At 60.7% G+C, this 18,091-nt stretch carries 17 protein-coding genes; 8 read left to right on the top strand and 9 right to left on the bottom strand.

Annotated features, from left to right (window positions below; all coding sequences use genetic code 11):
* Positions 1 to 4: 4 nt before the first annotated feature.
* The 6 genes from ACOZJV_RS03040 to ACOZJV_RS03015 all read right to left on the bottom strand — a co-directional run bounded on the left by ACOZJV_RS03040 (position 5) and on the right by ACOZJV_RS03015 (position 7,261).
* Complete coding sequence (locus ACOZJV_RS03040) at positions 5 to 2,431, bottom strand: TonB-dependent siderophore receptor (protein WP_421546793.1); 2,427 nt, start codon at positions 2,429 to 2,431, stop codon at positions 5 to 7.
* 104 nt (positions 2,432 to 2,535) lie between these two features.
* Positions 2,536 to 3,507, bottom strand: coding sequence for a FecR domain-containing protein (locus ACOZJV_RS03035; protein WP_421546792.1), 972 nt, complete (start codon positions 3,505 to 3,507; stop codon positions 2,536 to 2,538).
* Between the two features lie 5 nt (positions 3,508 to 3,512).
* Entirely contained in the window at positions 3,513 to 4,028 is a 516-nt protein-coding gene (locus tag ACOZJV_RS03030) for a sigma-70 family RNA polymerase sigma factor (protein WP_421546791.1), read from the bottom strand.
* Between the two features lie 171 nt (positions 4,029 to 4,199).
* Complete coding sequence (locus ACOZJV_RS03025) at positions 4,200 to 4,631, bottom strand: copper uptake system-associated protein (protein WP_421546790.1); 432 nt, start codon at positions 4,629 to 4,631, stop codon at positions 4,200 to 4,202.
* Between the two features lie 62 nt (positions 4,632 to 4,693).
* Entirely contained in the window at positions 4,694 to 6,616 is a 1,923-nt protein-coding gene (locus ACOZJV_RS03020) for a TonB-dependent receptor (RefSeq protein ID WP_421546789.1), read from the bottom strand.
* Positions 6,617 to 6,871: 255 nt separating this feature from the next.
* Positions 6,872 to 7,261 (bottom strand): DUF2946 domain-containing protein, encoded by a 390-nt coding sequence (locus tag ACOZJV_RS03015; RefSeq protein ID WP_078472920.1) that lies wholly within the window; start codon positions 7,259 to 7,261, stop codon positions 6,872 to 6,874.
* Positions 7,262 to 7,460: 199 nt separating this feature from the next.
* On the opposite strand from ACOZJV_RS03015, the gene ACOZJV_RS03010 reads away from it, so the two are divergent.
* The 4 genes from ACOZJV_RS03010 to ACOZJV_RS02995 are packed head-to-tail and all read left to right on the top strand — an operon-like array spanning position 7,461 to position 11,223.
* Complete coding sequence (locus ACOZJV_RS03010; protein WP_421546788.1) at positions 7,461 to 8,354, top strand: TauD/TfdA dioxygenase family protein; 894 nt, start codon at positions 7,461 to 7,463, stop codon at positions 8,352 to 8,354.
* Positions 8,355 to 8,369: 15 nt separating this feature from the next.
* Entirely contained in the window at positions 8,370 to 9,251 is an 882-nt protein-coding gene (locus ACOZJV_RS03005; protein ID WP_421546787.1) for an ABC transporter ATP-binding protein, read from the top strand.
* 51 nt (positions 9,252 to 9,302) lie between these two features.
* Positions 9,303 to 10,169, top strand: coding sequence for an ABC transporter permease (locus ACOZJV_RS03000; protein ID WP_078472923.1), 867 nt, complete (start codon positions 9,303 to 9,305; stop codon positions 10,167 to 10,169).
* A 43-nt stretch (positions 10,170 to 10,212) separates the two neighbouring features.
* Entirely contained in the window at positions 10,213 to 11,223 is a 1,011-nt protein-coding gene (locus ACOZJV_RS02995) for an ABC transporter substrate-binding protein (protein ID WP_421546786.1), read from the top strand.
* 143 nt (positions 11,224 to 11,366) lie between these two features.
* Here ACOZJV_RS02995 and ACOZJV_RS02990 read toward each other — a convergent pair whose 3' ends face one another.
* From ACOZJV_RS02990 to ACOZJV_RS02980, 3 genes are all read right to left on the bottom strand, one after another.
* Entirely contained in the window at positions 11,367 to 11,867 is a 501-nt protein-coding gene (locus ACOZJV_RS02990; protein WP_421546785.1) for a DUF4019 domain-containing protein, read from the bottom strand.
* 64 nt (positions 11,868 to 11,931) lie between these two features.
* Entirely contained in the window at positions 11,932 to 12,474 is a 543-nt protein-coding gene (locus tag ACOZJV_RS02985) for an Imm57 family immunity protein (protein ID WP_421546784.1), read from the bottom strand.
* 871 nt (positions 12,475 to 13,345) lie between these two features.
* On the bottom strand, positions 13,346 to 13,954 hold the full coding sequence (locus ACOZJV_RS02980; RefSeq protein WP_421546783.1) for a dTMP kinase: 609 nt from the start codon (positions 13,952 to 13,954) through the stop codon (positions 13,346 to 13,348).
* Between the two features lie 298 nt (positions 13,955 to 14,252).
* On the opposite strand from ACOZJV_RS02980, the gene ACOZJV_RS02975 reads away from it, so the two are divergent.
* From ACOZJV_RS02975 to ACOZJV_RS02960, 4 genes are all read left to right on the top strand, one after another.
* A complete protein-coding gene (locus ACOZJV_RS02975) occupies positions 14,253 to 14,930 on the top strand; it encodes a GntR family transcriptional regulator (protein ID WP_020294582.1) in 678 nt (225 codons plus the stop codon).
* Positions 14,931 to 15,014: 84 nt separating this feature from the next.
* The gene (locus ACOZJV_RS02970; protein ID WP_078472927.1) at positions 15,015 to 15,749 is read left to right on the top strand and encodes an SDR family NAD(P)-dependent oxidoreductase; all 735 of its coding nucleotides are present in this window, start codon (positions 15,015 to 15,017) and stop codon (positions 15,747 to 15,749) included.
* The gene (locus ACOZJV_RS02965; protein WP_421546782.1) at positions 15,742 to 16,806 is read left to right on the top strand and encodes a phosphotransferase; all 1,065 of its coding nucleotides are present in this window, start codon (positions 15,742 to 15,744) and stop codon (positions 16,804 to 16,806) included. The genes ACOZJV_RS02970 and ACOZJV_RS02965 overlap by 8 nt, the downstream gene beginning before the upstream one ends.
* Positions 16,803 to 18,068 carry an aspartate aminotransferase family protein gene (locus tag ACOZJV_RS02960; protein ID WP_421546781.1) on the top strand — a complete coding sequence of 422 codons (1,266 nt, stop codon included), beginning with the start codon at positions 16,803 to 16,805 and terminating at the stop codon, positions 18,066 to 18,068. The genes ACOZJV_RS02965 and ACOZJV_RS02960 overlap by 4 nt, the downstream gene beginning before the upstream one ends.
* Positions 18,069 to 18,091: the final 23 nt, after the last annotated feature.

Here is an 18,091-nt window from a genome sequence, read left to right as displayed (position 1 = left end):
AGCTTTAGAAATCGACCGAGGCCGACAGCAGCAGGGTGCGTGGCGCGCCCTGGGAGAAGGCGCCATAGGAGGCGACGCCGGACCAGTATTCACGGTCGAACAGGTTCTGCACCGTGGCGCGCAAGGTGGTCGGGCGGCCTTCGATCTGGGTGCTGTAGCGGGCCCCGGCGTCGATTCGGGTCCAGGGGTCGAGCTCCTGGGCGTTGGACTGATTGACGTACTGGCTGCCGGTGTAGATCGCGCCACTGGTCAGGGTCAGGCCTTCCACCCAGGGCAGGTCCCATTCGGCCCACAGGTTGGCCTGGACCTCGGGCACGCCCACCGGCTTGTTGCCACGGTTGGCGGGAGTGCCGGTCTTGGTCAGCTCGGCATCCAGCAGGGTCACGCCACCGAGCAGGCGCGTGCCCTCGGCCACTTCGCCGAACATGTTGAGCTCGACTCCACGGTTGCGTTGTTCGCCTTGTACCGAGTACACCCCGGCGGCCAGCTCGCCGCTGGGCTTCTTGATCTGGAACAGGCTCAGGGTCGAAGTGAAGGTGCCGTAGTCAACCTTGAGCCCCACTTCCTGCTGGCGCGAAATATAGGGGGCGAAGATTTCCCCGGAGTTGGACGCCGTGGCCGGGGCCACATCGCCCTTGCTCAGGCCTTCGATGTAGTTGTAGTACAGCGACACATGTTCCCAGGGCCTGATCACTACGCCGAACAGCGGGGTGGTGGCGCTTTCATCGTAAGCCGAGGTTACGACGCCGGCTGGGCTGTAGTTGTCGGAGCGGATGTTCTGCTTGCGCAGGCCGAGGGTCACCTGCACGCGCTCATCGAGCACCGACAAGGTGTCGGCCAGGGCCACGCCCGAGAGTTCGGTTTCGGACACTTTCAGCGCATCCGGGGTGGGGATCGCCGGTTTCGGACGATCGACCGGGTGGTAGATGTTGGACAACACGGCCGGCGCCGAAATAATCCCCCGTGACAGCTCGTCGCGGTAGCGGCTGACCTGCAGCGACGTGCTGTGGGCCACCGGCCCGGTGTCGAACCGTGCGCGTGCGCCGGCATCCACGGTGTAGCGCTCGACCTCGAACTTGTAGTAGCCCGGCACCGACGAGGTGTCGCCGGCAGCGTTAGTGATGGTTGGCGTCTGGTCGGACATCCGCGCCACATCGGACTTGCCGCCACCGGCATGGGCGAACAGGGTCAGGGCGTCATTCAAGTCATATTCGCCGCTGAGCAGCGCGGCCTTGTCCCGGGTCTTGGCCCAGCCCCAGTCCTGAGTGACATTGGTGCTGCCGTTGGCCGCGGACGGGATGTCTACCCCCTGGGCAATCAGGAATGGCCGCGAGGGCGCGTCAAATTCTTCCTGCTGGCTGATCAGATCGAGGCTGGTGCGCAGGCGCTCGCCCTGGTAATCCAGGGAGATCGCGCCGATATCGACTTCCCGGGATTGTTTGTCGATCGAAGTATCGCCCTGCTGGGTGCTGCCGTTGATGCGCACCCCGAACTGGCGCTCGTCGCCGAAACGCCGGCTGAGGTCGATATGCCCGCCAAGCTGGCTGTCGGTGGCGTAGCTGGCGGTGAAGCGGGTCAGGTCCTGGTCCAGCGAGCGCTTGGGCACGATATTGATCACGCCACCGACGCCGCTGTTGGGCGACATGCCGTAGAGCAGGGCGCCGGGGCCCTTGATCACCTCGACCCGTTCGGCGTACTCGGTAAACACCCGGTAATTGGGTGCCACGCCATACACCCCGTCGAATGCCAGTTCGCCGAGGTTGCCTTCACCGATCGGAAACCCGCGAATGAAGAACGAGTCGACCACGCCGCCGGTCTGGCCGGTGGCCCGCACCGAAGAGTCGCGCTCAAGCACGTCGGCCACGGTCACCGCCTGTTGGTCCTTGATCATGGTCGAGGTGTAGTTGGCCACGTTGAATGGCACGTCCATCAGGTCTTTGTTGCCCAGCAGGCCAAGGCGTCCGCCGCGTGCCACCTGGCCGCCGGCGTACACCTCGGGCAAGGCGTCGGCCAGGTTGGCGCTGGCGTTGATGGTGGTTTGCTCCAGGGTCAGGTCGGCGCCGTCACGCGGGCGGGGCGCCAGGGTGTAGTTGCCATCGCTGCGGGCCACCAGGTCCAGGCCGCTGCCGGCCAATAGCTGCTGCAGGACCTCACGGGCCGAATAATTGCCGCTGACCCGGGGGCTGTTCAGGCCCTCGGTCAATGCCGGGTCGAACGACAGTGCCAGGCCGGCTTCGACGGCAACCCGCGACAGGGTCGAGCCCAGGGGGCCGCTGGCGATCTCGTAGGGGCGGCTGGCGACGCTGTCCAGTTGCACCGGCGCGGCGGCCCACAGGCTCGGGCTGGCCGATGCCAGGGCCAGGCCCAGCAGGGCGCTACGAATGGCCAGGTGCAACCTGCGGTCCAGCAGGGGAGGACGGGCAACGGACATGGAGGGAGGATCCTTTATTGACGAGTTGAGGAGTGCTTTCTCCTCTAGCCAGCCGAGATCGAAAAAAGTATCAGCCCGGATCGATTATTTTTTTCGAAGGCGATTCAGCGCGGCGACAACAGCACCCAGTAGCCATTGAGATGGGTCTTGGCCACCACCGGGTAGGTCTGCACCAGCATGTTCAAAGTCCGACCCGTATCGCTCAGCGGGTAGGAGCCGGAGATGGGCAGGTCGGCAATGGCCGGGTCGCAGCGCACCAGGCCCCGGCGATAACGCGTCAGTTCGCTGAGAAAGTCCGCCAGGCGCATCTTGTCGGCCAGCAGCATGCCCTGGGTCCATGCCAGGGCAGCGCTGTCGATGGCTTGCAGGCCTTCAAAGGCGAGGGCGGAGAAGGCGCTGCGCTGCCCGGCCTGGACGATCAGAGGGGGCATTGCTCCGGCGCCGGCCAAGGCCACGCGGACTGCACCTTCGACCACCGCCAGCAGGGTTCGCGAAGGTTCTTCACGCACGCTGAAGCGCGTGCCCAGGGCCTGCATGCGACCTTGCGCAGTCGCCACCAGGAAAGGCCGCGGGTTGGAGCGGTTGTCGACCGCGGTGTCGACGAAAATCTCGCCACGGCGCAACAGCACCAGGCGTTGCTGGGCGTCGAAGCGCACATCCACCGCCGAGTCTGTATTGAGGGTCAGCCGGGTGCCGTCCACCAGGGTCAGGTGCCGTTGCTGGCCGACCTGCGAGCGGTAATCGGCGGTCCATTGTTGCCATTCGGCGAGCTGCCAGGCGCTCCAGCCCGCCGGCACCAGGGCCAGCAGCGCCGCCAGTTTGCCCAGCGCCGCCCTGCGGCCCGGGTTTTGCGGGCGGTCGAGGCAAGACATCGCCACCGTCGGCGGCAGCCCGCCGAACTTGCCCAGCAACTGTTCGGCACGCTCCCAGGCTCGCTGGCATTCGGCGCTGCTGGTGCGCCAACGTTCCCAGGCGGCGTGGTCCTGGGCCGAGACCTCGCCTTCGTGCAGACGCATCAGCCATTCGGCGGCTTCTTCAAGTACTTGCGGGTCGATGATCGACGCCTTGCTGGCCATGGGCATCAGTCCACCAGGCTCAGGCACTGCAAGAAGGCCTGTTTCATATAGCGTTTGACGGTGATCAGCGACACCCCGAGCTGACTGGCGATGTCGTCGTATTTCAAGCCGCCGATCTGCGACAGCAGAAACGCACGCTTGACCAGGCGCGGCAAGGCGTCGAGCAGGGCGTCGATTTCATGCAGGGTTTCCAGTACCAGCAAACGCTGTTCGGGTGACGGCACCTCGGGCTCCGGCAACTGCGCCAGGGCGCTGAGGTAGGCTCGTTCCAGTGCCTTGCGTTGATACCAGTTGACCAGGATCCCGCGCGCGACACAGCTCAGGTAGGCGCGTGGTTCCTCGATGATCTCCACCCGCGAGGCGAGGATCCGGGTGAAGGTGTCGTGCATCAGGTCGGCCGCATCCATGGCATTGCCCAGCTTCCTGTGCAGGCGCGTGTACAGCCAGTTGTGATGACCACTGTAAAGCGCCTCGACAGTGCGCCTGTGGGTCTGGAGGCCTGCGGGCAGGGAATCGCTCATGGACGGCTATTTTTGAGAGTGAGAAGTATTCCCAATGCTAATTTACAGCCCGCTGCGGGCGCAAGGAGGATCTGGGGGATCCTCCCAACGGAGCGGGCCTGACGCGGCGTCGACCAGCCGGCGGCCAGGCGGCAGATCAGCACAGGCTCAGTTCATGAACCGGGTGCTCAATCAATGGCCTTGATGAGCCGGATCCTGCTCGACCTGCATCACGCCTTTGAACAGCGCCAGTTGCTTGACCCGGGCCGGGGGCAGGGCGCTTTCGGCCTGGATCACTGCCTGGCTCATGTGGCCTGCAGCCTCAGGCGTCAAGCCGGCGCTGCGCAGGGTGGCAGGGTCGAGCAACGAGTCTCCGGCGCAGAGCACCACCCGCCAACCGCTGGCGCTTTTGCTGAGCAGTGCCCGGCCGCCGCGCTGGCCCTGGGTCCAGCCGGCGACGGCGTGCTCGCCTTCGACCGTCACCGGCCCGACATCCAGCGCCGCGTCGGGGCGTTCCCAGGTGTGGCGCATCAGGTGTTCGATGCTTTGCTGGTCGGCGGCGCTATCGGCCAGGACCGCAGTGGAGAGGCTGCCCAGCAGCAGTAACAAGGGGGCAAATTTCATGGGGTGTTTCCTCGAGTCGAGGCCACCGGCGACAGACCGGCAGCGAAGGGGATAGCGGTAGGTCAAAAGCCCAGTTTCAGTCCCAGTTGCGCCGACGTGCCGGGCATCGGGTAGCCGGTGCGGTAGGCGTAGTCACGGTCGAACAGGTTTTCCACGGCGACAAACACTTCGCCGACCTTGCCCAGGGCCGGCACTGCGTGCCCGACCCGCAGGTTGACCACGGTGAAGCTTGAAACCTGGGAGAAGTTGTTCGCCCCGGCCGTGCGTTCTTCGGCCAGTACATACATGCCGCGCTGGTACTGGGCATCGGTGCTGAAGCGCCAGGGGCCGGTTTCGTAAGTGGTCCCCAGCGACAGCGATTGCCGGGGGGCGTAGGGGAGGGTCTTCAGCGATGGCTGGAGCCAGGTGTAGCCGACAAAGCTGCTCCAGCTGTCGGTCCAGCGCTGTTGCCAGGTGGCTTCGGCGCCTTTGATCTGGTAGTCCCCGAGGTTGATGAATGAAGGCCGTGAAACCGCCGGCGGGAAGGCGAACAGGTAGCGGTCCTGGAGCTTGTCCTTGAACAGCGCCAGGTCCAGGGTCGTGCGATCGAAGGGGTTGAACTTGACCCCGAACTCCCGGTGATCCAGTTGCTCCGGCTTCAATTCGCGCCAGGTGTCGCCCAGGGCTGGAATCAGATTCGCCATCACCGGCGCCCCCAGGCCCGGGTAGTTGATGCCCCGCGACCGGTTCAGGCGAAACTCCAGCTGGCTGCTGGACAGCAGCAACCCGGCATGGGGCGCAGTCGCGCTTTCGAACACGTTGTGGTCGTAGGTGCGCACCCCGGCCGAGGGCGTCAGGGTCCAGTCATGACTCAGCTCGAAAGCCTGGCTCAGGGCCAGGTGCGGCGAGATCACGCGCAGGGTCGGCGCATCGAAGTCGGCGCGGGGCGCGGGGGCAACACGCTTGTAGGCCACGCTGCCCTTGCTCTCATCAATGTCCAGGCCCAGCGCCACTTCGCCGTTGCGCCAGGGGCGCAGGGTTTCCTCCCAGCGCAGCCCTTGCAGGGTGAAATCGCTGATGGTGTCGCCGTCGAGGCCTTGTTGCTCCAACGCACTGCCCCGTCCCTGGTTGTGGTAGAGCTTGACGCTGCCGTCGCCCCACTCGTAGCCATGGTCGAGGGACACCGACGCCAGGGTGCCACGGGTATTGAAGTGGCCGGTCTTGGTTTCGGACCGGCCTTTCTGTCCCGGGTCCGAGGCCTGGTTGTTGGCGTGCAGCAGCAACAGGCCGGCGCTCCAGTTGTCGTTCAAGCGGTAGCCGATCCGCGCCAGGCCATTGTTCATGCGGCCATCGCCATCCGCCCGATCCCCGTCGGAATGGGCCGCGCCCTGGGCCAGCAGATAATCCCAGTCGCCACTGCGGCCGATCAGCGATGCCTGCTCGGTGGCGGTGCGAGAACTGCCGCCGCTGAATTGCAGTTCGCCGTGCTGATTGTCCAAAGCGTCGGCGGTGCGTGGGGTCAGGTCGATGGCGGCAAAGGTGTTGCCGAACTTCTGCGGCTGCGGGCCCTTGTAGACGTTGATGCTCTGCATCGCATTGATCGGCAGCAGGTCCAGCAGCGGGTGGCCCCACACGCCCATGTAGAAAGGTACGCCGTCGATGTAAGTCTTGATCTCGCTGCCCGGCCGGCTCGCTCCCATGCCGCGGATATACACCGCGCCGCCTTCGGCACCGCCAAACGAACCCACCGGGTTGAAGCGTGAAACCGTGACCCCGGGCGTCCGCCGCAGGGCTGATGCCAGGTCCAGGGCGTTGAGGTCGCGGATCTGTTGCTGGCCGACCACGGTGGTCAGGCTGGCAAATGAATCGACGCTGTTCTGGTCGATCACCGAGGAACCGATGACCGGCGTTGCCGGCAGTTCCAGGCTCTGGTCTTGTGCCTTGGCCGCGACGCTGGCGCCCCATAGCGTCAGGGATAAACCGTAGCAAATTGCCTTGTTTGTCATGCCTTGCGTTCCTTGTCATGCACCCGGGCCGATGCCCATGCAGCCGCACCGGCCGGTGGTTTGATGCTTGATACTTTCCAGCTGCGGCGCACTCGGCGCCGCAGGCGAGGGTGTGATCAGGGTTGGAAAGGGTCAGCAGCGCGCGCACCGAGGCGGGCCCGAGGGCCGGCAAGTGGCGCTATCGGCGTGACGGCACCGGGTGCCCGGCAAGACGCACGGACACAGGCGAAGTCAGGCCGCGATGACCCTGATCGATCAGTGCAAGGGGGAGGCGCGAGGGTTGGCCGAGGGCCAGGAATAGCGGGGCGGGGCTTTACTGCGGGTTTCAACGGGACGGCGCTGGACTTTACGCGAGCGCATCAGCCAGGCCAGGCAGACAAAAAATACAATACCGAGGGTAATGGAACTGCACATCGGGCAGTTGAAGGTACTGGCCCAGTCGCTCTGGGCCTGTGTCGCCGGATCAGCGGCGAGGTCGCTGAGGCCGGAACCGGAGGTGGACACCGAACAGAACTGCCCCCCGAGGCCGTTGAGCGTGAGACCGCTCATCTGTCCGTGAGCAATGCCGCAGGCCAATAGATTGAACAAGACGCAGGCATACAGCATCCAGGCAATCAGCGAGCGGTCGGTGGGGGTTCGTTCCATGGCGCGAACTCTAGCACCGGACTTCGAGCAGAGAAAGTGTCCGTCTCCCTGGTCCAGGAGGCCCGATACCTGGCGATAGCGCTCCTCTGACTACTCATTCGCGCTCTATTGATATGCAATAAAGGTATTTAAATTAAGTTTCTTATACCTCTAAAGTTCTCCTATTCAGTCAGCCGCCGCTTACGGAGTCGGAGTTCTCATGCCAGCAGCCTCCCTCGTTTCAACCTCTGCCATTGCCGCCCAATCGTTTGAAGTACGCCCGTTCTCCGGACGAGTCGGCGCCGAGATCCTGGGGCTGGACCTGTCCTTGCCGCTCAACGAGCTCGACTTTGCCCGCGTGCACCAGGCCCACCTGGACCATCACGTGGTGGTGTTTCGCGATCAACGCATCACGCCGCAGCAGCAAATCGATTTCAGCCGCCGTTTCGGGGTGTTGCAGATTCATGTGCTCAAGCAGTTCCTGCTGCACAACCACCCGGAAATCCTGATCGTTTCCAACATCGTTGAAGACGGCCAGCCGATCGGCCTGGGGGACGCCGGCAAGTACTGGCATTCGGACCTTTCCTATAAGGAACTGCCGAGCCTGGGCTCGATGCTGCATGCCCAGGAATTGCCCAGCGAAGGCGGCGATACGCTGTTCGCCGATATGCACCTGGCCTGGGACACCTTGCCGCAACACCTGCGCGAGGCGGTCGAGGGCCGCTCAGCGGTGCACAGTTACACCGCGCGCTACAGCGAGGGGCATAACGCCGCGAGTTGGCGTCCCACGCTGACCGCCGAGCAACTGGCCCAGGTGGTGGAAGTCAGCCATCCGATCGTGCGCGTGCATCCGGAAACCGGACGCAAGGCGCTGTTTGTCAGTGAGGGGTTTACCACCCATATCGTCGGGTTGCCGGCCGATGAGAGCCGCCAGTTGCTGACCGAACTCTATGCCCACAGCGTGCGGGCCGAGCATGTCTACCGGCATCAGTGGCAGGCCCATGACCTGGTGTTCTGGGACAACCGCTCGCTGATCCACCTGGCTGCCGGATGCCCGGCACATCTACGCCGCAAACTGTTTCGCACCACCATCCAGGGTGATGCGCCGTTCTGACCTGGGAGCTTTTCCATGAACGCTGTTCTGCAAGGCCACACGGCCAGCAAAAGCCCGGTCACCCGGCACCTTGATCCAGCGGCAGTCGAGCCGCTGCTGCAGGTGCAAAATGTCAGCCTCGAATACCGCACCGCCAAGCGCGTGGTGCGCGCCACCCACCAAGTCAGTTTTGAAATCGATCCGGGCGACCGTTTCGTGCTGCTCGGTCCCTCAGGATGTGGCAAGTCGACGCTGCTCAAGGCCGTGGCCGGGTTTATCACCCCCAGCGAAGGGCAGATTCGCCTGGCCGGCACCGAAGTGACCCAACCCGGGCCGGATCGGATTGTGGTGTTCCAGGAGTTCGACCAACTGCCACCGTGGAAGACCGTGATCCAAAACGTGATGTTTCCGTTATTGGCGTCTCGCACCCTGAAGCGCAAGGAGGCCAGGGAACGGGCCCATTACTACCTGGCCAAAGTCGGCCTCAGCGCATTCGCCGATGCTTACCCGCACACCCTGTCCGGTGGCATGAAAGCCCGGGTCGCCATCGCCCGTGCCCTGGCCATGCAGCCCAAGATCCTGTTGATGGATGAGCCCTTTGCCGCCCTCGATGCCCTGACCCGACGCAAGATGCAGGAGGAACTGCTGCAACTGTGGGACGAGGTGCAATTCACTTTGATGTTCGTCACTCACTCGATAGAAGAGGCGCTGGTGGTGGGGAACCGGATTCTCCTGCTGTCACCGCACCCCGGACGGGTACGGGCCGAGATCAACAGCCACGAATATGACCTGCAGAGCCTGGGTGGCGTGGGTTTCCAGAACACCGCGCAGCGTATTCACCGGTTGTTGTTCAACGAGGAGGAGGGCAGTGCACCTGTGTCCGAGCTGAACTTCCAGGACCTGCGCATTGCGTACTGAAGCCTGGCCCTGCGCGGCGTAACGCGCTACCGATCTCAAGAGAATCCCAGCATGAGCCTTACCCGTCCTGTGCGTGAAGAATACGAAGTCGCGCTGGAGCCATTTACCCAGCACGACCTGACCCGCGATATCCCCTGGCCACTGCGTATCTGGCAACTGGGCTGGGTGCGCAAGAGCCTGATCCTGATTGTCCTGGCGGTGCTCTGGGAAGTGGCTGCTCGAGTGCAGGACAACGACCTGTTGCTGCCCAGCTTCCTGCAGACCGCCGCCGCCTTCTACGACGGCATGCTCAGCGGCGAGTTGCCGGGCAAGGTCTGGATCTCCCTGACCGTGCTGCTCCAGGGATACGTGATCGGCATCGTGCTCGCGTTTGCGCTGACCACCCTTGCGGTTTCGACCCAGCTGGGACGCGACCTGCTGGACACCCTGACCGCGATGTTCAACCCGCTGCCGGCCATTGCCTTGCTGCCGCTGTCACTGCTGTGGTTTGGCCTGGGGCAGAACAGCTTGATTTTTGTCCTGGTGCACTCAGTGCTGTGGCCGCAGGCGCTCAATACCTATGCCGGCTTTCGCGGGGTGTCGGAAACCCAGCGCATGGCCGGGCGCAATTACGGGCTCAAGGGCCTGCGCCTGGTCTGGTACATCCTGATTCCGGCAGCGCTGCCGTCGATTCTTTCCGGCCTGAAAATCGGCTGGGCCTTCGCCTGGCGCACCCTGATCGCCGCCGAGCTGGTGTTTGGCGCATCGTCGGGCAAGGGCGGGCTGGGTTGGTACATCTTCCAGAACCGGAACGAGCTGTACACCGACAAGGTGTTCGCCGGGTTGGCAGCGGTGATTCTGATCGGGCTGCTGGTGGAGAACCTGCTGTTCGCCAATGTCGAGCGCCTGACTGTAAAGCGTTGGGGCATGCAGCGCTGACAGCGCCAACCCCGCCCATTGTTCAATCACCACGAGGTTAATCATGGCCATCACGTACAAACGCAACACCCTGACATTGTTGGCCGCCACCCTGGGGGCCTTGCTCAGCACCGGTGCCCAGGCCGAGGGCAAGATCAGCATCGCCCAGCAGTTCGGTATCGGTTACCTGATCCTGGATGTGGTGCGCGACCAGCAACTGATCGAGAAACATGGCAAGGAGCAGGGCCTGGAGATCAAGGTCGACTGGAACAGCATCTCCGGCGCCACTGCAATGAACGAAGCCTTACTGGCCGGGGCGCTAGACGTGGTATCGGCCGGCGTACCGCCGATGCTGACCCTCTGGGACCGCACCCGGGGCAAACAGAACGTCAAGGCAATCGCCTCGTTGGGCTCGATGCCCAACTACCTGCTGACCAACAATCCCGAGGTCAAAAGCCTCAAGGACTTCAGCGACAAGGACCGTATCGCGGTGCCGGCGGCGGGTGTGGGCTTCCAGTCGCGCACGCTGCAGATCGAAACCGCCAAGCAGTTCGGTAACGACAATTTCAAGAAGTTCGACAACATCTCCGTCAGCCTGGCCCATCCCGATGCCACGGCGGCCTTGATTGCCGGCGGTTCGGAAATCAATTCGCACTTCTCCAGTCCGCCGTTTCAATACCAGGAACTGGAGAAACCGGGCGTGCACAAAGTGCTCAGTTCCTACGACGTACTAGGGGGCCCAGGGACATTCAACGTGCTGTACACCACGGAAAAATTCCACGACCAGAACCCGAAAACCTATAAGGCCTTTTATGCCGCCCTGGCCGAAGCCGAGCAGATCATCAAGGCCGACAAACCGGCGGCGGCCAAGACTTACATCCGTGTCGAGCAATCCAAGCTGCCCCTGGCGCTGGTCGAGAAGATCGTCGCCGACCCGGAAATCGATTTCACCGTGGTGCCGCAGCGCACCTTTATCTACGCCGAAAAACTGCAGGAGCTCGGCGTGCTGAAAAACAAGGCGCAAAGCTGGAAGGACTACTTCTTCGAAGAGGCCCACGGCGGTGCTGGGAGCTGAGGGAGAAGGAAGAGGGCGGAACAATTCGCAGGCGGGAGGGCCGTATTGAAAGGCTCGTATATTTAAGTATTTTTATAACTAAACTAAATGGTTATTTAGTTTAGTTATAATTTTTATGGTTGTAGAGCGGAAGAACAGGGCGTCTAGCGGGCTGTTTGCCCATCTTGTTGGCCAGTTTTATCGAAAATCACCGACTTGTTGACGAAGTAACCCACGACCAACCAGTGCTTGTCATCGTCACGGAACAACACTTTCTCTGTGACGGTGCTCGCTGCAAACGTCGAATTGAACTCGATGACCGCGTAATTTCCAGCAGGTGCGTCAGGCATCTGATCGGTAAAGCCTATCCCGGCAGGCGTTCGCTCCTTGAACGATCCAAGCCCCAGACGCAGCGCCTTGAGTGAGCCGGTCCATACCATCTCATGGGTTGTTGCCTTGAGCGCTGGGCTGACTGTCGACCAGGTCTCGGAAGTTTTACCGTTGTCGAGCAACTGCAGAAACTCCACCGCAGCTTCATACACCTGGCGCTGTTGTTGCTCAGTACCAGCGTCAGATGCAATGACCTTGGGCGTAGGTTTGTTGAGGCTGACATCACAGCCGCTGAGCAGCACCAAACTAAAAAGCGCAGCAATGAATGGCTTCATGCAAAACCCTCAGGGCGGGTGTGGTGGTCATGGAATGCATTGTAAAAAATAAAATAGAATCTTTTCAAAAGTCTTCGCCCGCGCACTTTTTATTTAACTTTAAACTGCGTATAAGAGTTTCTATTTTTTCACGCACCACTTCCTCAGTCGAACATACGTCATCACCATGAACATTATGCAAAAGCCCTGGAGCAGCAAGTATCGCCTTTGCAAGTTTACGCTCACAACTTTCCCGAAGTTTTTTTGACTCGACTCTCTTCAAGTCTCCGATTGCAGCCTGTCCCTTTTCAAGAATATAGCAATTAAAACCCTCTGACAGGCCTGCATCTAACTTATAACTCACTAGTGATACTAATGCCTCCCGAGAAACCAGAGAACGTTTCTCCGCTAATAAGGCCAGTCCTAAATCACCTCGATCATCGCCGCAAGATAATATGTTTCTTGAACACTCCGCACGCGCTTGCTTGCTAGCCCCAGCAACGATTGACCAGAAAACTGCCTGGTCGGCCATCTGAATCTCTCGACCCTCTTTACCAATATCATCAGCTAGTGCGCCAAATGAAATAATCGTAAAGCATAAAGCCTGCAGCAGTTTGTAGTTAAGCATCTTTAGTTCGCAACCAAAGCAGTATTGTTTGGCTCAGCGCTTAGCCGTTAACTGAGCATATTAATGCCTCGAGCGAAACCAGTTGGTTTCGTAGGTGTAGCGTAGACCGTTTCTGTGTTATTGCACGTCGTAATAGAGAGGCAGATGGAATTTCACTTCCACGAGCGAAGAGCTTCATACGGCGATACTCGTAGAGGACTCAAGAGGGCGCCGCTAGTAGCGTCGAGTGCTCGGTTTAAGGACTGCATACTCACTCGCTGCGCGTAACACGTAGGACTTCCTCAACGTTGGTGATATCGGTCAGCGCCTGTCGTAGTCCGTCTTCGTAGAGTGTGCGTAACCCAGATTTGTTGTCGCGGGATCTATTGTTAGATGCAAAGCGCCGGTTTTTCCACGGGCCAGAAAGCACTGTAGAAGAAAAGCACCGGCTCAGAGTCGGTATTATCTGCTGGCTAAAATTTTGAGAAGATTGATGAAGTTAAATGATGTCTACTCCAAAGCCTTCCTGCCAAAATATTTTGTCCAGCTCATAGGCGTCAACGCTAAACCCCTATGGTGAGTCTTTGAAGCCAGGCGCTAATTGGAACCGTCTTGGTCGCGAGATTGCCTTGAGTGTCATAGGTGCTGAAGGTGAACCAAAAGTCCGCTCCACAACGGCAGGCTATCAGCTCAAGCAAAGGTTTGAATCTGACCACGCAGAGCCTCCAGCTCCGGGCATGATGGTTCGCATAATGTATATTATGTTAAATCATGTATTCTGGATGATGACTGTCCATTGGTTCTTTCAGTTTCCCTCCCATCCACTTTCCTCCCGTCCTACTCTCCAGCAATCAACGCTCGATTCGTTTGGTCACGTAACACGCACCCCGGATCATAGGACTTTATAAATCTCGGAAATCACCTGCATCGTTGCGGTTTCGATCGTTCCTTCGTTCCGGCATAAGACCCAGCCGTGATCTGCAATCGCTTGCTCGAATGCCTGGGTGCAGGCGACATGTTCTTCCAGTCTATGGATCACTGTGCTGTTCAGCCCGCGCTGACGTGCTGCTGCTCTGGCCCATGAAATATCAGGCGCGGTCACAACTCCGATATGCAGGTCAGGCACTCGGACGTTTCGATCAATGTTCAACTGTAGAATTTCTGCAAACGGGACTAGCCGGCGAAACGCAGCGTCAGACGGATACCAGCGATCAATCAAGATGATGCTGTCGGGTGGCTGTTTAGTCAGTACGTGCTGGGAAATCCAGGTGCGGCTATCCGCCAGGCGCTCGCAAACCTCCAGCTCCAATTCCCGGGTGGGATTTCTGACGAGCTTATTAACGAGGCTCATCGTTTCCCCTCTATAAGGGTCGCTTTTTTTCTCGCAAAGCCGGATCACCTTTTTGTTGTCTGCCCTCAGTACTTTCGTAACGGCCTCCAACAGTGTGGTTTTGCCGGTTCCCTTGGGGCCATCCAGAGAAATAAACAGCGAGCGACTCATGCTTCACACAACGCTTGATTCAATGGACTGCTCCGTCTGCGCTTTTGGGGAGAATTTCAATACTCTCAGGGTCGTCTGGATTCGGTACTTCGAAATACCAGCCGTTGCATCGGTCATGGGGTTGCCAGAGTCTCATTAATCCTCGATGCACTCATTTGATTTATTTCGCTAGCCGCTGCCCAGCCGGTCACGCCCCCTACCCTACGGCTGAACGCTTACTGCCGCCAATTTTCGCCAAGCCCCTAATGCATCATGTTGTATAGTCATTGGCCAACAGCTCCATCTCACTCGGTGATCCATGTCTTACCCCCTCGACGCCATCACTCACACCTACCTGGGCAGCAACGTCTATTCCCAGCTGCGCAACGCACTGATTACGGGCGGGCTGAAACCGGACGATCGATTGCGCATACGGGAGCTGGCCAGTCAGCTGGGGACGAGTGTCACGCCCGTTCGCGACGCCATTTTGCAACTGGCAAAAGAGAAAGCGCTGGTACTCAAAACCCCCAAGGACATCCGGGTTCCGGTGCTCGACAGTGGCGCTTATCTTGAAATCCGCACGCTGCGGCTGAATCTCGAAGGCTTGGGCGCCGAAACAGCCGCACGGCTTGCAACTTCCAGTGACCTGGCGCGCATCGACGCCAACATCCAGCGCAACCTTGAGGCCATCAATAACCATGACCTTCCCGAGGCGCTGCGCCTTAACAGTGAGTTTCACTTCCTGATCGCTGAGGCAGCCCGCATGCCTCTGCTGCGCAGTTACCTGGATAGCCTGTGGATGCGGGCCGGCCCATTGATCGCTCAGGCGTACGCGCATTTTTCCCTGACCATGGCCATCGAGCACCATGTCGAGATACTCAATGCCCTGCGCAATCAGGACGCTGCAGCAGCCAAGCACGCGATCCAGACCGACATCCTCGACGGCAATCAAAAAATGTTGGAATTCATAGCGGTCAGTCAGGAAGCGGTCTCCTAGAGGCGGTTTTCCCGCGAACGGCTATTGACAGCCACTGCACCTGAAAAGATGATGCATCAAACATCAATTGAGTCAGGTGCGTCCATGAGCGAGAAAAAAAAGCTTCTTTTGACCGGTGCCAGTCGCGGTATTGGCCATGCGACGGTCAAGCACTTCAACGCCGCCGGCTGGGAAGTGTTCACCGCCTCCCGCCAGGACTGGGTTGCCGAATGCCCGTGGGCGGAAGGTTTGCTCAACCATATCCATCTGGATCTGGAGGATATCGATAGCGTCAGCGCCAGCTTGGCGATCATCAAGGACAAGCTGGGCGGACGCCTGGATGCCTTGGTGGATAACGCCGGTGTATCGCCAAAAGGCCCGGAAGGCGGTCGACTCGGCGTGCTGGAAACCGATTACGCCACATGGCTCAAGGTGTTCAACGTCAACCTGTTCTCCACCGCGCTTCTGGCTCGCGGTTTGTTCGATGAGCTGAAGGCAGCACAGGGCAGCATTATCAATGTCACCTCCATCGCCGGTTCCAAGGTGCACCCGTTCGCCGGCGTGGCCTACGCCACGTCCAAGGCCGCCCTCTCGGCGCTGACCCGCGAAATGGCCTTCGACTTCGGCCCACACGGAGTGCGGGTCAATGCCATTGCTCCTGGCGAAATCGATACCGCGATCCTGTCTCCGGGCACCGCGGATATCGTCCAGCGGCTGGTGCCGATGAATCGTTTGGGCAAGCCCGAGGAAGTGGCTTCGCTGATTTATTTTCTCTGCACCAGCGGCGCTTCCTACGTGAACGGCGCGGAAATTCACGTCAATGGTGGCCAGCATGTCTGAAGCGGTCATGGACAAGGCCCTGTGCAACGACCTGATGACCACACAAGCACCGGCGGTAGAGGCTGCCGAGGCGCTGGATATCGCCAATCGGGTGTACGGCCTCAAAGGCAGGCTGAAACTGCTGAACGGTGAGCGCGATACCAACTTTCTCATTGATACCCCGCGCGGTGCCTTTGTCCTGAAGTTCATCAATCCCGCCGAAGACCCCAACGTCATCAGCTTTCAGACCCAGGCGTTGCTGCACATCGAGCAGCACGGTGCCCATCTGCCAGTCCCACGCGTTCTATCCTCGCGCCACGGTGAGGTTGAACCGACGGTGCGGGTCAATGACCAGCAACTGACACTGCGCACTGTCAGTTACCTGGACGGGATCTCGCAGAATCTTGGCAAACCCAGCGCCGCGCTGATGCATGAGCTCGGCACGTCCCTGGCCGAGGTCAACCTGGCCCTCAGGGACTTCCATCACCCCGCCGCCCACCGCGACCTGCTCTGGGATGTCGGGCACGCCGAACGCGTCAGGCCGTATCTGGACTACCTGGCCAGCGATCAATTGCCGTTGGTTTCCCGCTTGCTCAATCGCTACGAAACCCATGCAAAGCCGTGCCTGGCGAAGCTGCGGGCGCAGGTGATCCATAACGACCTGAATCCGCACAACGTCATGCTCGACTGCGAAACCGGCACCCGGGTCTCCGCCATCATTGACTTCGGAGATGCGCTCCACGCACCGCTGATCAACGAGCTGGGAACAGCACTGTCCTACCAGTTCGACGCCGACGCCGCGGATCCGCTTTGGCAGATCAAGGCCTTTGCTGCCGCCTACCATGCGCGGATCCCATTGCAGCGAGAGGAACTGGAGGTTCTGGGCGCACTGATCGCCATGCGCATGGCCATGGCCATCACCATCGCCCAGTGGCGCGCCAGCCTTTATCCAGAAAATCGCGTCTATGTCCTGCGCAACCTGCGCTCAACCTGGCGCAACCTGCAATGCCTGAGCGCAATGCCTGAAGGGCTGCTGACCCAAAGCCTGATCAACGCCTGCACACCGGAGGCTTCATGAGTTCGTCCAACGCTGCTGAGCTGCTTGCCCGTCGTCAACGCGCGCTGGGGGCCAGTTATCGATTGTTCTACGAGGAACCTTTTGCCCCGGTGCGAGGTGAAGGTATGTGGCTGTACGACAAGGACAACACCGCCTTCCTCGATGCCTACAACAATGTGGCCTCTATCGGACACTGCCACCCTGCCGTGGTCGCGGCGATCGCCGAGCAAAGTGCCCAACTCAATACCCACACCCGCTATTTGCATCCGTCGATTGTGGATTACGCCGAAGACCTGCTCAGCGAGTTCCCCCCGCAGCTCGACAACATGACCCTGACCTGTACCGGCAGCGAGGCTAACGATCTGGCGCTGCGCATCGCGCGTTGTCACAGCGGTGGGACGGGCATCATCGTGACTCGCTGGGCCTACCATGGGGTGACCAGTGCCCTGGCTGAAGTCTCGCCCTCGCTGGCCACCGGCCTGCCAACCGCCAGCCATGTGCGCCTGGTTGATGCTCCGGACTCCTATCGCCGGACTGCCGATTTCGTCGGCAGCGTGCAAGCGGCTGTGCAGGATATGCAGGCTCAAGGCATCAAGCCTGCAGCGCTGCTGGTGGACAGCATTTTCTCCAGTGATGGGGTGTTCAGCCCGGCCAACGGCGAACTGGCGGCTGCGGCCCAATGCGTGCGTAGCGCCGGCGGGCTGTATATCGCCGATGAAGTCCAGCCCGGCTTTGGTCGTACAGGCGGTCAGCGCTGGGGGTTTGCCCGCGATGGGGTGATTCCGGATCTGGTCACCCTGGGCAAGCCCATGGGCAACGGCCATCCGGTTGCCGCGGTGGTTGGGCGCTCTGCGCTTTTCGATCAATTCGGCCGCCAGCAGCGTTACTTCAATACCTACGGCGGCAACCCGGTGTCCTGCAAGGCTGCGCATGCAGTCCTGCGGGTGTTGCGCGAAGAAGACTTGCAAGCGAACGCCCGGAACGTTGGCGATTACCTCAAGGCCGGGCTGCGCCAACTGGCCGAGCGCCATGAAGTCATTGGCGATATCCGCGGCGAGGGGCTGTTTATCGGCGTCGAACTGGTGACCGACCGTGCAACCCAGGCACCGGCGACGACTGCCGCCGCGGCCGTGGTCAATGGCATGCGCCGCCGTCAGGTGTTGATCAGCTCGACGGGGGCAAAGGCCAATACCCTCAAGATTCGCCCGCCCCTGGTGTTTGCCCGCGAGCACGCGGACCTGCTGCTAGAACGCCTGGATGAAACCCTGATCGAGCTGCGCTGAACGCCGTCTACCGCCGAGACAGA

The sequence above is a fragment of the Pseudomonas sp. QD4 genome (assembly GCF_049199125.1).
In the GTDB taxonomy this organism is placed as follows: Bacteria; Pseudomonadota; Gammaproteobacteria; order Pseudomonadales; family Pseudomonadaceae; genus Aquipseudomonas.
The sequence above is the reverse complement of the archived record's forward strand: the minus strand, read 5'-3'. Positions and strand labels throughout refer to the sequence as shown.